The sequence below is a fragment of the Litorisediminivivens sp. KMU-197 genome (assembly GCF_056858395.1).
Window position 1 is genome coordinate 352124 of sequence record NZ_JBXEQG010000003.1, and the last position, 13191, is coordinate 365314.

At 63.3% G+C, this 13191-nt stretch carries 11 protein-coding genes; 6 read left to right on the forward strand and 5 right to left on the reverse strand.

The window, feature by feature from the left end; all coding sequences use genetic code 11:
• The first annotated feature begins 2 nt into the window (after positions 1-2).
• The 5 genes from sdhA (at position 3) to AC04PT_RS09640 (ending at position 4921) form a co-directional block, all read left to right on the forward strand.
• Entirely contained in the window at positions 3-1808 is a 1806-nt protein-coding gene (gene sdhA, locus AC04PT_RS09620) for a succinate dehydrogenase flavoprotein subunit (RefSeq protein ID WP_482873431.1), read from the forward strand.
• A complete protein-coding gene (locus AC04PT_RS09625; RefSeq protein WP_482873432.1) occupies positions 1808-2071 on the forward strand; it encodes a hypothetical protein in 264 nt (87 codons plus the stop codon). Before sdhA ends, AC04PT_RS09625 begins: the two co-directional genes overlap by 1 nt.
• A gap of 11 nt (positions 2072-2082) precedes the next feature.
• Positions 2083-2400 (forward strand): hypothetical protein, encoded by a 318-nt coding sequence (locus AC04PT_RS09630; protein WP_482873433.1) that lies wholly within the window; start codon positions 2083-2085, stop codon positions 2398-2400.
• Between the two features lie 12 nt (positions 2401-2412).
• The gene (locus AC04PT_RS09635) at positions 2413-3192 is read left to right on the forward strand and encodes a succinate dehydrogenase iron-sulfur subunit (RefSeq protein ID WP_482873434.1); all 780 of its coding nucleotides are present in this window, start codon (positions 2413-2415) and stop codon (positions 3190-3192) included.
• Between the two features lie 529 nt (positions 3193-3721).
• A complete protein-coding gene (locus tag AC04PT_RS09640) occupies positions 3722-4921 on the forward strand; it encodes a type III PLP-dependent enzyme (protein WP_482873435.1) in 1200 nt (399 codons plus the stop codon).
• 75 nt (positions 4922-4996) lie between these two features.
• Here the strand turns inward: AC04PT_RS09640 and AC04PT_RS09645 are convergent, their stop codons facing one another.
• The 4 genes from AC04PT_RS09645 to AC04PT_RS09660 form a co-directional block, all read right to left on the reverse strand.
• Positions 4997-5629: an acyl-homoserine-lactone synthase gene (locus AC04PT_RS09645; RefSeq protein ID WP_482873436.1), complete on the reverse strand. Its 633-nt coding sequence runs from the start codon at positions 5627-5629 to the stop codon at positions 4997-4999.
• 85 nt (positions 5630-5714) lie between these two features.
• On the reverse strand, positions 5715-6368 hold the full coding sequence (locus AC04PT_RS09650) for a helix-turn-helix transcriptional regulator (RefSeq protein ID WP_482873553.1): 654 nt from the start codon (positions 6366-6368) through the stop codon (positions 5715-5717).
• Positions 6369-6806: 438 nt separating this feature from the next.
• Positions 6807-8099, reverse strand: coding sequence for a crotonyl-CoA carboxylase/reductase (gene ccrA, locus AC04PT_RS09655; protein WP_482873437.1), 1293 nt, complete (start codon positions 8097-8099; stop codon positions 6807-6809).
• A 142-nt stretch (positions 8100-8241) separates the two neighbouring features.
• The gene (locus AC04PT_RS09660; protein ID WP_482873438.1) at positions 8242-9576 is read right to left on the reverse strand and encodes a 1-acyl-sn-glycerol-3-phosphate acyltransferase; all 1335 of its coding nucleotides are present in this window, start codon (positions 9574-9576) and stop codon (positions 8242-8244) included.
• Positions 9577-9712: 136 nt separating this feature from the next.
• Here AC04PT_RS09660 and AC04PT_RS09665 point away from each other — a divergent pair, with 136 nt between their 5' ends.
• Entirely contained in the window at positions 9713-11680 is a 1968-nt protein-coding gene (locus AC04PT_RS09665) for a methylmalonyl-CoA mutase family protein (RefSeq protein WP_482873439.1), read from the forward strand.
• 36 nt (positions 11681-11716) lie between these two features.
• Here AC04PT_RS09665 and AC04PT_RS09670 read toward each other — a convergent pair whose 3' ends face one another.
• The gene (locus tag AC04PT_RS09670) at positions 11717-13171 is read right to left on the reverse strand and encodes a putative bifunctional diguanylate cyclase/phosphodiesterase (RefSeq protein WP_482873440.1); all 1455 of its coding nucleotides are present in this window, start codon (positions 13169-13171) and stop codon (positions 11717-11719) included.
• Positions 13172-13191 lie beyond the last annotated feature (20 nt).

Genomic DNA, 13191 nt, shown 5'->3' on the forward strand with positions numbered 1-13191 from the left:
TAATGGCTGAATATTCCTACGAGACGCATGATTATGACGTCGTGGTTGTCGGCGCCGGCGGCGCGGGCCTGCGCGCCACGCTGGGCATGGCCGAACAGGGCCTGCGCACCGCCTGCGTGACCAAGGTGTTCCCGACCCGGTCGCACACCGTGGCGGCGCAGGGCGGCATCGCGGCCAGCTTGTCGAATATGGGGCCGGACCACTGGCAATGGCACATGTACGACACCGTCAAGGGCTCGGACTGGCTGGGTGACACCGACGCGATGGAATACCTCGCCCGCGAGGCGCCGAAGGCGGTGTATGAGCTTGAGCATTATGGCGTGCCGTTCTCGCGGACCGAAGAAGGCAAGATCTACCAGCGCCCCTTCGGCGGTCACACCACCGAATTCGGCGAAGGCCCCGCCGTGCAGCGCACCTGCGCCGCCGCCGACCGGACCGGCCACGCCATCCTGCACACACTCTACGGACAGTCGCTGAAGCAGAAGGCCGAGTTCTACGTTGAATATTTCGCCATCGACCTGCTGATGAGCGAGGACGGCGCCTGTCAGGGCGTGCTGTGCTGGAAGCTCGACGACGGCACCATGCACGTCTTCAACGCCAAGACCGTGGTGCTGGCCACCGGCGGCTACGGCCGCGCCTATTTCAGCGCAACATCGGCCCACACCTGCACCGGCGACGGCGGCGGCATGGTGGCCCGCGCCGGCCTGCCGCTTCAGGATATGGAATTCGTGCAGTTCCACCCCACCGGCATCTACGGCTCGGGCTGCCTGATCACCGAAGGTGCGCGGGGCGAGGGGGGCTACCTCACCAATTCCGAAGGCGAGCGTTTCATGGAGCGCTACGCGCCCCAGTACAAGGATCTCGCGCCGCGCGACTATGTCAGCCGCTCGATGACCATGGAAATCCGCGAAGGCCGTGGCGTAGGCGAAGAGGGCGATCACATCCACCTCAACCTCAGCCATCTTCCGGCCGAGGCTCTGGCCGAACGTCTGCCGGGTATCTCGGAATCCGCCCGTATCTTCGCCGGCGTCGACGTCACGAAAGAGCCGATCCCGGTGCTGCCGACCGTGCACTACAACATGGGCGGCATTCCGACGAACTACTGGGGCGAGGTGTTGAACCCCACCGAGGACGACCCCAACCGCATCGTGCCCGGCCTGATGGCGGTGGGCGAGGCGGGCTGTGCCTCGGTGCATGGCGCCAACCGTCTCGGCTCCAATTCGCTAATCGACCTCGTGGTCTTCGGCCGTGCGGCCGCAATTCGCGCTGGCAAGGTGGTAAACCCCGAAAGCGCGGTGCCGTCCGCGCCCAAGGCTCAGATCGACAAGGCGCTGAACCGCTTCGACGATCTGCGCAACGCCAAGGGCGGCACCCCCACCGCCGAGCTGCGTCTGGAGATGCAGAAATGCATGCAGGAGGACGCTGCCGTCTTCCGCACCGCCGAGACCATGGCCCAGGGCGTCGAGAAAATGACCAAGATCGCCGCCAAGCTGGACGATCTGCATGTCACCGACCGGACGCTGGTGTGGAACTCCGACCTGATGGAGACGCTGGAGCTGACCAACCTGATGCCCAACGCCCTGGCCACCATCGTGGGCGCCGAGGCGCGCAAGGAATCCCGTGGCGCCCACGCCCATGAAGATCACCCAAAGCGTGACGACGAAAACTGGCGCGTGCATTCGATCGCTACGGTCGATGGAAACAAGGTGGAACTGAGCTACCGTCCTGTGGTCAAGGATCCGCTCACCTCGGAGGACGAGGGCGGCATTGCGCTGAAGCGGATCGCTCCGAAGGAAAGGACGTTCTGATGAAACCTGCTTATGCACTCTCCGCCGTGATCCTCGCCGCCAGCCTGACCCCCACCGTGTCCCTCGCGCAGGAGGCCTACGGCGAAAAGGGATGGATCGGTGATCCCGCGCCCGAGGTTGTCGTGGTCGAGGCCGATGTCTACGCACCGGTCGAGACGACGGTTTACGTAGAAGCCCATGTCGATGTCGCGCCTGTGTCCTACGGCTGCATCATGGGCCACGGGGTGCTTCAGCGCGGCACCCTGATTTGTCCGGGCCACTGAGGACGATGGGCATGCCGGGCAGGTTGATCCCGCTTGTCATCGCGCCGCTGGTGCTGTCGGCCTGCGCGCCGTCGACGCAAGACCGGCTTGCACGCGACGCTGCCAAGTCCGTGATCGCGCGCGCGACGCTGCAATACCTGCCCGGCGTCGCGGTCGAGCCATTCACCGACTGCATCATCGAAAACGCCAGCTCAAGCCAGATCCTCGCCCTTGCGGCGGACAGCGTGACCGGACCCACGGCCGCGACCTGGGAAACCATCTCGGTGATTCATCGCAAACCCGAGACCGTCCAATGCCTGCTGACCGACGGCGTCAGCGCCTTGCTGTAACAGGAGCCCGACATGGTCCAACTGACCCTCCCCAAGAATTCGCGCATCACCACCGGCAAGACCTGGCCCAAGCCCGAGGGCGCCACCAACGTGCGCAAGTTCCAGATATACCGTTGGAACCCGGACGAGGGCGGCAAACCTTCGGTCGACACCTACTTTCTCGACATGGATAAGTGCGGACCGATGGTTCTGGACGCGCTGATCAAGATCAAGAACGAGATCGACCCGACGCTGACCTTCCGCCGGTCGTGCCGCGAAGGCATCTGCGGCTCGTGCGCGATGAACATTGACGGCATCAATACACTTGCCTGCATTTACGGGCTGGACGAGGTTGACGGCGACGTAAAGATCTATCCGCTGCCGCACATGCCGGTGGTCAAGGACCTGATCCCCGACCTAACGCATTTCTACGCCCAGCATGCCAGCATCATGCCGTGGCTGGAAACCAAGACCAACCGTCCCGCCAAGGAGTGGAAGCAGTCGATCGAGGACCGCAAGAAGCTCGACGGACTGTATGAATGTGTGATGTGCGCCTCCTGCTCGACGTCGTGCCCGTCCTACTGGTGGAACGGGGACCGCTATCTCGGTCCGGCGGCGCTGCTGCATGCCTACCGCTGGATCATCGATTCGCGCGACGAAGCAACGGGCGAGCGGCTGGACGACCTGGAAGACCCCTTCAAGCTTTACCGCTGTCACACGATCATGAACTGTACAAAGACCTGCCCCAAGGGCCTGAATCCTGCGCTCGCGATCGCACAGATCAAGAAGATGATGGTCGAGCGTACCGTCTGACGGTGCCGCGAATGTGGTCCGGGGCGTCCAGCTACGCGGCTGGTTGTCCCGTGCCGGCTGCTGCGCGGTCGACAGCCGGCGCTTGAGGCCTAGGTCTCGGGTGCACACAATCTCCGGCCTGACCCAATGATCATCATCATCGGCCTTCTGATAGCCTTTGTCCTCGTGCTGATTTTCTCACGCCCTGCGTTGCGTCATTGTCGCTGGCGGCGCCGGAAGGCAGGCGATCTCGTCCATTGGCGCTGTGCCTTCTGTGGCGCCGAAACCACGAGTTCCGATCTCACGCCACCGAAAACGTGCTTTCGTAACAAGCCCTGAGCGGTGCGATGAAAAACTTGTCTCAGGCGCATTTTTTTCCTTGATCGAATCCCGCCCCCGCTCCATATGGCGCTTCAAGACGCCAACGCACGCGCCTCTGTCGAGGTGGGCCTAGCACCCACGCGGTTACGTAGCGACGGTAACGTCTCCCTTGGAACTGAGCGGTCTGCGCCGGGATGCCCGGAATGGCCGGGTCTGATTGGAGATGACCATGAACGCATACGTAACCGGGCTGACCGCCCGTGACGGCTCTTTTGTCACCACCGCCGATGCCGATCGTCTGGGTATCTCCCGCATCGAGGCCTACATCCGCGCGCACGATTTCGCACGCCCGACGCTGGTCATCGATACCGACGCCGTTGCCCGCCAATACGCGGCGCTGGCACAGGGCCTCGGCCGTGCACGTATCCACTACGCCGTGAAGGCCAACCCGGCCCCGGAAATCCTGCGCAAACTGCACCAGCTCGGCTCGCATTTCGACGCCGCCAGCCGGGTCGAGCTTCAGATGTGCCTCGACGCCGGCGCGCGTCCCGATCAGCTGTCCTTTGGCAACACCATCAAGCGCGCCTCGGACATCGCCTGGGCGCATGGGCAGGGCATCGACTTGTTCGCCGTCGACGCCGAGGAAGAGATCGAGAAGATCGCCGCCAACGCCCCCGGCGCGCGCGTCTACCTGCGCATCATCGTCGATGCGACCGAGGCCGAATGGCCGCTGACCCGCAAGTTCGGCTCCGGCCGCGACAAGGCGCTGGCGCTGATTGAGATGGCGAAGGATTACGGCCTGAACCCGGTCGGTCTGTCGTTCCACGTGGGTAGCCAGACCCGTCGCGCCGCGATGTGGGCGCCGATCCTCGACCAGGTGGCCGCCGTTTGGCATGCTGCGCGTGATGCGGGCCACGACCTGAGCCTCCTGAACATCGGCGGTGGCTTCCCGGCCTTTTACGGCCGCGAGATCGACGCGCCGGCGCTCTATGCCGCCGAGGTCATGCGCCTCGTCCAAGAACGGTTCGGCGATGTTCCGGAGATCATGGCAGAGCCGGGCCGCGGCCTGGTGGCAGAGGCTGGCATGATCGCTGCCGAGGTGCTGCTGGTGTCGCGCAAGTCCGACAATGACCTTCACCGCTGGGTCTACCTCGACATTGGCCGCTTCTCAGGCCTGGCCGAGACCGAGGGCGAGGCGATCCGCTACCAGTTTGTGACCGAGCGCGATCACGAACCGACCGGTGCCTGCATCCTGGCCGGCCCTTCCTGCGATAGTGCCGACGTTCTGTACGAAAAGCAGCCGGTGCAGCTTCCGCTTGGCCTCAAGGCCGGCGACAAGGTAATGATCCGTGCCTGCGGGGCCTATACCTCGACCTATGCCTCGATTGGCTTCAACGGCTTCCCGCCGCTGGATGTCGTCGCCATCTGATACGACGAAGTCTCGGGGAGGAGACGTGGAGGGCGCGCCGCAGGGTGCGCCCTTCGCCATGAGAGAGCAGGGGGCTCAAGCTGTTCGCGCCAGCTCTGAAGGCGCACTAAAGGCCTGCGCGAACCATCGGCGGGATTGCTCGATCGGGATGCCGGCGCTTTCGGCCACACGCGCCTGTGCCTCGGCGCAGAACGACCACAGTCCGACGCTTACCTTGCCGAAGCCTGCACCGTGACTGCCCAGCACCTCGGGGCAGGATCCGATACGGCGATAGATACGCTCCATCCGCGCGTCAAAGACGCCGACGAAATTGCGCACGCCGAAATTCTGCATGATCTCGCCGCCGGCCAGCATCAGCGCCGCCGCGACATGGCAGCTGGCGCCGCGCGACAGGCAGAAGCGGGTGCATTCCCAAATCTCGGGACTGGTCACTGTGCCTCCGCCGATCAGATGCGTGAAGTGCTCGTTTACCATGCAGCGGCCTGTCGTCGGCAAGAACCGCATCGATCCGCCATGACCGCCATCGGGCGTCTGCCAGATCACGTAAAGCGGGTTCAGGGCGTCATATGCATCGCGCTCCTCGCCAGCATCGTCGACGCTGACATCCCAACCCAGGCGGGTCTTGAACTGGCAGGCACGGTCGCGGAACATCGCGTGCTGAAGCTGCGGTTCGCTGGCCAGTCGGTCTGCATACAGGTAACGGATCATAACGGCTTTCCTCTCCGGGGTTCGGAGGGAAAGCTGCGGCGTCACCGGTTAAGACCCACTCAGCGCGGAGCGCGGGTCTTAACCTTCAGACAACGATCAGCCCGCGACTCAGGGCGCGGGCAACGGCGTGAGTGGTGTTCAGTGCGCCCAGTTTAAAACGGGCCGATTCAATGTAGACCCGCAGCGTGTGTTCCGAGATCGACAGCGTCTCGGCCGCTTGCGCCCGGCTGTAGCCAACCGCCAGCAGCGTCATTGCGTCCACCTCACGGGGGCTGAGCGCCTGGCTCTGGTCGGGTATTCGACCGGGCTCGAATTCCAGCGCCTTCTGATTGAAGAGGTGCGCCACGAGGATCAACTCCCGCCGATGTGCTTCGCAGAAGCCGGCCCATTCGTCATCGTCGCAATTGTGGCTGACGGTAAATAACGCGAACTGGCCATTCGGACCGCGGATCGGGATCGAGAATCCCTGATTGCCGACGCCGTGTTCTGTCGCTTCTTTCTGAAAGGCCCGCGCTGCCTTGGACGACCAGTCGAGCCGTTTCCAGTCGACCGGGTGAAAACGCTGGAAGCACCCCAGGACAACCGGGTCGATCCGCAAGAAGCCCTGTTCCAGATAGCGTTCAACCCATGTGGAAGAGTAGGTCCCGCAGCCATATTGCTCGCCGTTGCTGCTGACCCAGTGATACACCATGTGGTCCACGCCAAAGGCATCCCGGAGCCCGGTGATGATGTCCTGCATGTCGTCAAGCGCGACGGACTCCTCCAGCCGCGCGAGTTCCCTGTCCAACCGAGGCAAGATCGCCCGCACGTTCACTTTGTGTCACCTCCGTCGCACTCGCGACCTCGGCCATGGCGACGAGCCGGGCGTCATCCAATTGCTCGGCCAAGGCCGGCAGCCCGTTCGACGTGGCATAATTTCTGAGGTCGGCGAGTACGTCCAATATCCAGTCGTGTTGCATGTTCGACTCTCAATTCTAATGGTTAACGAAGCATTAATCTGACTCTAGCACGCCGAAGGTTTCGGAAATATTCACGTATTTCCCCTCCCCAAAAACGGCGAGTAGGAACAAACCAAGTACCTGGAATCGCGGGGTGCGTCCTGACCCCCTTGGCTGAGTGGCATTCGGCCCGCGTCCCCAAGTGGGTCCACGGGCCGATTCTTTCAGGCTGAATGGCCTCAGTCGCGACGACCGGCCTCCAGGGCGTCTTCGAAGGTGCGCAGCCCGGTCTTGGGCGCCTGCACCAGCACCGACATGTTGCCGGGCTTGTGCTGGTTCTGCATCATCTTCATGTGCGCGGCGGGCAGGTCGGCCCAGTCGAACACTTCCGACATGCAGGGATCGAGCCGCCGTTCCAACATCAGCTTGTTGGCCGAAGCCGCCTGTTTCAGGTGCGCGAAGTGCGATCCCTGAAGGCGCTTCTGGTGCATCCACATGTAACGCACGTCGAAGGTCAGGTTATAGCCGGTGGTGCCGGCGCAGATCACGACCATGCCGCCCTTCTTGACCACGAAGGTCGAGACCGGGAAGGTGCTCTCACCCGGGTGCTCGAACACCATGTCGACGTTCACACCCTTACCGGTGATGTCCCAGATCGCCTTGCCGAACTTGCGCGCTTCCTTGAACCACTCGGCATATTCCGGGGTGTTCACCTTGGGAAGCTGGCCCCAGCAGTTGAAGTCCTTGCGGTTCAGCACGCCCTTGGCGCCCAGTCCGAGCACGAAGTCGCGCTTGCTTTCGTCCGAGATCACGCCGATGGCGTTGGCGCCGGCCGTATTGATCAACTGGATCGCATAGGAACCGAGACCACCGGAGGCGCCCCAGACCAGCACGTTCTGGCCCGGCTTCAGGTCGTGCGGCTCGTGGCCGAAAAGCATCCGGTAGGCAGTTGCCAGCGTCAGCGTGTAGCAGGCGCTCTCTTCCCAGGTTAGGTGCTTGGGACGCGGCATCAACTGCTGCGCCTGTACCCGGGTGAACTGCGAGAAGCTGCCGTCCGGCGTCTCATAGCCCCAGATCCGCTGGCTGGCGGAATACATAGGGTCGCCGCCGTTGCAGTGTTCGTCGTCGCCATCGTCCTGGTTGCAGTGGATGACGACCTCGTCGCCGACTTTCCAGCGGGTCACCTTTTCGCCCACTGCCCAGACGATGCCCGAGGCATCAGAGCCGGCGATGTGATAATCCGCACCATGCACGTCGAACATGCTGATCGGAACACCCAGACCGGCCCAGATGCCGTTGTAGTTGACCCCGGCGGCCATCACCAGGACCAGCACGTCATGGCTGTCCAACTTGGGCACATCGACGACTTCCAACTTCATCGCCTTGTCCGGTTCGCCCTGGCGTTCCTTGCGGATCGCCCAAGCGTACATCTGCTTGGGCACATAGCCCAGCGGGGGCATTTCACCCATCTCGTACAGGTCCTTTTCAGGCGCCTCGTAAGCAGCGATGCCGCCATGCGTGTCCAGAGCCATGTGGGCCTCCTTGTCTTGTCGTCCGCAGTTTTGTGCCGCAGCGCAGAATCGCGCGGTCTACGTATGGAATATAAGCCTATACGCAACATTGCAACATATAATGTGGCCGTTTTGTAATTTTATAACCGAGCCGTTGCAGCAACTACTTCGCAAGCGCAGCACGGTCCTGTGCCAGGTGCGCAATCGAGCGGGCATAGAATGCAACAATCTCCGCCTGCTCCGGCAGGATGGCAAAATCCCCGCTGTCGTTGTTGATCAGCCGCCGCTTTAGCATGATATCGAGCCCGTCCCGGACCGTAGACGCGCCAGCGCCAAACTCGGCGGCTGCGCAGGCCATGAGGTCGGTCTCACGTCGCGGTCCGCCCTGCAGGCAATATGCCACCAAGGGCACCGGCAACACCGGCACTACCGCGGCAATCCGGTTCATCAGGTCCGCGGCCAAGGCTTCAGGCACGCGACCGTGACTGTCTACGAATCCGCGCAGCCCGACCGGGTCGCCGAAACTCACTGCGGCCTTGCCGAACCGCCGGAAGCGTCCGGTGATCCGCTGCCACACATGCCGGGCCACGAAGCCTGCGCCCTCGCTCAGCCGTCCGCGAAACCTCCGCACGCCGGAGCGGTCGGCTGCGATCAGTACCCGGTCTTCCAGCACGCGGTCGTAGTTCAGCGCCACCGGCACGAAGACGATGTCGCGCCCGCCGTCGTCCCAACCTTCCACGATGTATTTCAGCAAACCGACCTTGGGTGGTGCCAAGGCGCCGGTCAGGCTCAGTCCGCCTTCGGGAAAGATTGCCTGCGTCACGCCGCCCGCTGTCGCCAGCGCCACGTAACGCGCCAGCACCCGGCGATAGAGCGCATCGCGCGACTTTCGCCGGATGAAATAGGCCCCCATTGACCGGATCAGCCCCGATAGCGGCCAGACCCGGGCCCACTCTCCTACCGCATAGGCCAGCGCAGACGTTCGCGCCGCCAAGTACGTGACCAGGACGTAATCCATGTTCGATCGGTGGTTGATGACATAAACCACCGTCGCCGACGGGTCGATGTCCCGCAGGGCCTGCGTATCTGCATGTTCCAAACGCACGTCATACAGCGTCCGCGACAGCCAACGGGCCGCCCGGATGCCAAAGCCGAAATAGGCCGTGGCCGAAAACGAGGGCACGATCTCGCGCGCATATTGCCGCGCCCTTTCCGAGGCGACGTCCTCGCGCACACCGTGCTCACGCGCATATTCTATGATCGCCTCGTTGACCTGTGGATCATAGACCAGTCGCTCGATCATGTCGGACCGTCGGGCCAGCTTGAACGGCTGGATCGGGCGCTCTAGCCTTTCGTTGATCCGGCTCACCACGCGCTCCATCCTGCGGCGCAGAAACCAGCGCACGGAGGGAAACAGGAAGTGAGACGCGAAAGTGACCACCGCGAAGGCAAGGATCAACAAAAACAGCCAGATCGGGAGTTCGATGGTCTTGGTCATGTGCTCACGTTTGCATTTTGCTGCAAATGCGTAAACATGAGAGCACGCCGCAACGCAGCGAATTGACAGCGCCACATTCTTTCGCCTATCACTTCCTCGACGAAACAAAATTGCGCATCCGAATCGAGAGGCCCAGATGACCGAGACCAAGAAGGACAAGCCCTGGCTGATCCGTACCTACGCTGGCCATTCTACCGCGTCCGCCTCGAACGCGCTTTATCGCTCGAACCTCGCCAAGGGGCAGACCGGGCTTTCGGTCGCCTTCGACCTGCCGACCCAGACAGGCTATGACAGCGATCACGTGCTGGCCAAGGGCGAGGTCGGCAAGGTGGGCGTGCCGGTGTGTCACCTGGGCGACATGCGCGCGTTGTTCGATCAGATCCCGCTGGATCAGATGAACACCTCGATGACGATCAACGCGACCGCGCCCTGGTTGCTGGCGCTCTATATCGCGGTGGCCGAAGAGCAGGGCGCGTCCGTCAAGGACCTGCAAGGCACGGTGCAGAACGACCTGATCAAGGAATACCTGTCGCGCGGCACCTATATCTGCCCGCCGAAGCCCAGTCTCAAGATGATCGCCGACGTGGCCGAGTATTGCTACAAGGAGATCCCGAAATGGAACCCGATGAATGTTTGTTCCTATCACCTGCAAGAGGCCGGCGCGACGCCGGAACAGGAACTGGCCTTCGCTCTTGCCACCGCCACGGCCGTCCTTGACGAGCTGAAGCCGCGCATCCCCGAAGAGGACTTCGCCACCATCGTCGGCCGCATCTCATTCTTCGTGAACGCGGGCATCCGCTTCGTCACCGAGATGTGCAAGATGCGCGCCTTCGTCGATCTCTGGGACGAAATCTGCCGCGACCGTTACGGCGTGGAAGATCCGAAGATGCGGCGCTTCCGCTATGGCGTGCAGGTCAACTCGCTGGGCCTGACCGAGCAGCAGCCGGAAAACAACGTCTACCGCATCCTGATCGAGATGCTCGCGGTGACCCTGTCGAAAAAGGCCCGTGCCCGCGCAGTGCAACTGCCCGCCTGGAACGAAGCCCTCGGCCTGCCGCGTCCGTGGGATCAGCAATGGTCGATGCGAATGCAGCAGATCCTCGCCTATGAGACCGACCTGCTGGAATTCGACGACCTGTTCGACGGCAACCCGGCGGTCGATGCCAAGGTCGAAAAGCTGAAGGACGGCGCGCGCCACGAACTGGCCAACCTCGACGCCATGGGCGGCGCGGTGGCCTCGATCGAATACATGAAATCCAGACTGGTCGAAAGCAACGCCGACCGCTTGAACCGGATCGAGCGCAGCGAGACCACGGTCGTCGGCGTCAACCGCTGGACCGAGACCGAGCCTTCGCCCCTGATGACCGAGGACGGCGGCATCATGACGGTCGACCCCGCCACGGAGGCCGATCAGATCGGCCGTCTGGACATCTGGCGCCGCGAGCGTGATGCGGACGCGGTCGAAAAGGCGCTGGCCGATCTGCGGGCTGCCGCGCGTGACGGAGCCAACATCATGCCGCCGTCAATCGCCGCCGCCAAGGCTGGCGTCACAACCGGAGAATGGGCCGCCGAGATGCGGCAGGCATACGGCGAATACCGCGGCCCGACGGGCGTGTCGCCTTCGGTGTCGAACCGCACAGAGAACCTCGACGAACTGCGCGACGCGGTGAACGCGGTCAGCGATCGTCTTGGGCGCCGGCTCAAGTTCCTGGTTGGCAAGCCTGGTCTCGACGGCCATTCCAACGGGGCCGAGCAGATCGCCTGTCGCGCGCGGGACTGCGGAATGGACATCTCGTATGAAGGCATCCGTCTGACGCCCGAGGAAATCGTCAGGGCCGCGCAGGAAGATCAGGCGCATGTGGTGGGCCTGTCGATCCTGTCCGGGTCGCACATACCGTTGATCGAGGACCTGATGGATTGGATGCGGGCCGCCGGGCTCGGCAATGTCCCGGTAGTCGTCGGCGGCATCATACCGGACGAGGACGCGCGGAGGCTCAAGGCCATGGGCGTGGCGCGTGTCTACACACCCAAGGATTTCGCGCTGAACACGATCATGGGCGATATCATCACTCTCGCGGATCCCGCTTCCGTCGCTGCCGAGTGACGCCTCGTCGGATGGGTGCCCCGCACCCATCCACCTTCAGGCTGATTGCTGCACGCAAAGCCGCGCCGGCAACGGTTCGGCCAGACGCTGCTGCCAGTAACCCACCCGCTCGGGACGGCCCAGAAGATAGCCCTGTGCGTTGTAAATGCCGATCTTCTGCAGGCTTCGCAGCTGCTGTTCGGTCTCCACGCCCTCGGCGATCAGGCGGAACCCGATGTCCCGTGACATCGCCTGAACCGCCCGCAAAATTCCCGGGTCTGCCTCCGTGTCACCGGCCCCCTGCACGAAGCGGCGGTCGATCTTGACGATGTCGATATCAAGCTCGTGCAAACGCTCGAGGTTGGACAGGCCCGTGCCAAAGTCATCGAGCGCAATGCGCACGCCGCGACTGCGCAACTCGTGCAGCAATTCGCGGGTCTTTCCGAGATTGCGGATCACCGCATCTTCCACCAGCTCGAAAACGATCCGCGACGGATCCACCCAGCGCGACAGCGCCGCGGTGTAATCGAGGTTGTCCTCGATCGACCGTTCAAGAAAACGCGACGAGACGTTGAACGCACAATAGAGATCCTCGGCGGTGTCACTGAACGCTTTGACCGCCTCGGCAGCCACGTGCACCGGTGGGGTCAACTCGCGGTGGTAGTTGCCGCGGGTCACGCCTATGAATTTCTCCGGCAGCAGCACGTCGCCATCGCCGCGTACCCAGCGGATCAGAGCCTCGACCCCGATGGCGCGGCCCGTCAGCGTGTCAAAGACCGGCTGAACGAAATAGGTGATTTCTTCGCGGCGCACGGCTTCGGCCAAGTCCTCGGCCCTGGGACCGGTGCGCCGGGCGATCATCGTCTTGAGGGTCTCGCCCTCGGTGACCCGCACGCAGTTGCCGCCGGCCTGTTTGGCGGTATAGAGCGCCTCGTCGGCGTAATACAGCGCCCCCATCATGTCCTGCCCGGTGTCGATGCGCGTCACGCCGGCGCTTGCCGTCCGCCGGATCGAGACCCCGTCCACTTCCATCGACATTGCCCCCACCGCGGCCACCAGATCGGAGGCCCGCTGCAAGGCTTTTGCGGTGTCCACCTGCCGCATGTAGATGCAGAACTCGTCGCCGCCGTGGCGAAACAGGGTTTCGCCTTCGCGGCATTCGGCGCGCAGGGTCTCGGCGACACGGCGCAGAAAACTGTCGCCGGCGCGGTGCCCGAAGCCGTCGTTCACGCTTTTGAATTCATCGAGGTCGATGAAAACCATCGCGTTTGATCCGTCTTGCGTGGTTCGGGCGAAAAGCCCGCGCAGGTAACGCCGCGACCTGGCTTCGGTCAGGTCGTCGAATTCCACCATGTACATCAAGCGCGCGTTCTCGGCCGTCAGGACGGCCAACCGCTCGTTCAGCGCCTCGCGCTCGGTACGCCGCCGACGGCTGTGCGCGTGCCACGTGACACCGCCCAAGGCAGCGACACCCGCCGAGATCAAAAAGCCGAAAATCACCGTGGCCGACACGTCACCATGCCTTCCTGAAC

Excerpts from the sequence above, each read along its gene's own strand:
- AC04PT_RS09640 (WP_482873435.1), top strand. The coding sequence starts at position 3,722 with ATGAACGCATACGTAACCGGGCTGACCGCCCGTGACGGCTCTTTTGTC.
- AC04PT_RS09625 (WP_482873432.1), top strand. The coding sequence starts at position 1,808 with ATGAAACCTGCTTATGCACTCTCCGCCGTGATCCTCGCCGCCAGCCTG.
- AC04PT_RS09650 (WP_482873553.1), bottom strand. The coding sequence starts at position 6,368 with ATGCAGGACATCATCACCGGGCTCCGGGATGCCTTTGGCGTGGACCAC.
- AC04PT_RS09635 (WP_482873434.1), top strand. The coding sequence starts at position 2,413 with ATGGTCCAACTGACCCTCCCCAAGAATTCGCGCATCACCACCGGCAAG.
- AC04PT_RS09660 (WP_482873438.1), bottom strand. The coding sequence starts at position 9,576 with ATGACCAAGACCATCGAACTCCCGATCTGGCTGTTTTTGTTGATCCTT.
- AC04PT_RS09630 (WP_482873433.1), top strand. The coding sequence starts at position 2,083 with ATGCCGGGCAGGTTGATCCCGCTTGTCATCGCGCCGCTGGTGCTGTCG.
- ccrA (WP_482873437.1), bottom strand. The coding sequence starts at position 8,099 with ATGGCTCTGGACACGCATGGCGGCATCGCTGCTTACGAGGCGCCTGAA.
- sdhA (WP_482873431.1), top strand. The coding sequence starts at position 3 with ATGGCTGAATATTCCTACGAGACGCATGATTATGACGTCGTGGTTGTC.
- AC04PT_RS09665 (WP_482873439.1), top strand. The coding sequence starts at position 9,713 with ATGACCGAGACCAAGAAGGACAAGCCCTGGCTGATCCGTACCTACGCT.
- AC04PT_RS09645 (WP_482873436.1), bottom strand. The coding sequence starts at position 5,629 with ATGATCCGTTACCTGTATGCAGACCGACTGGCCAGCGAACCGCAGCTT.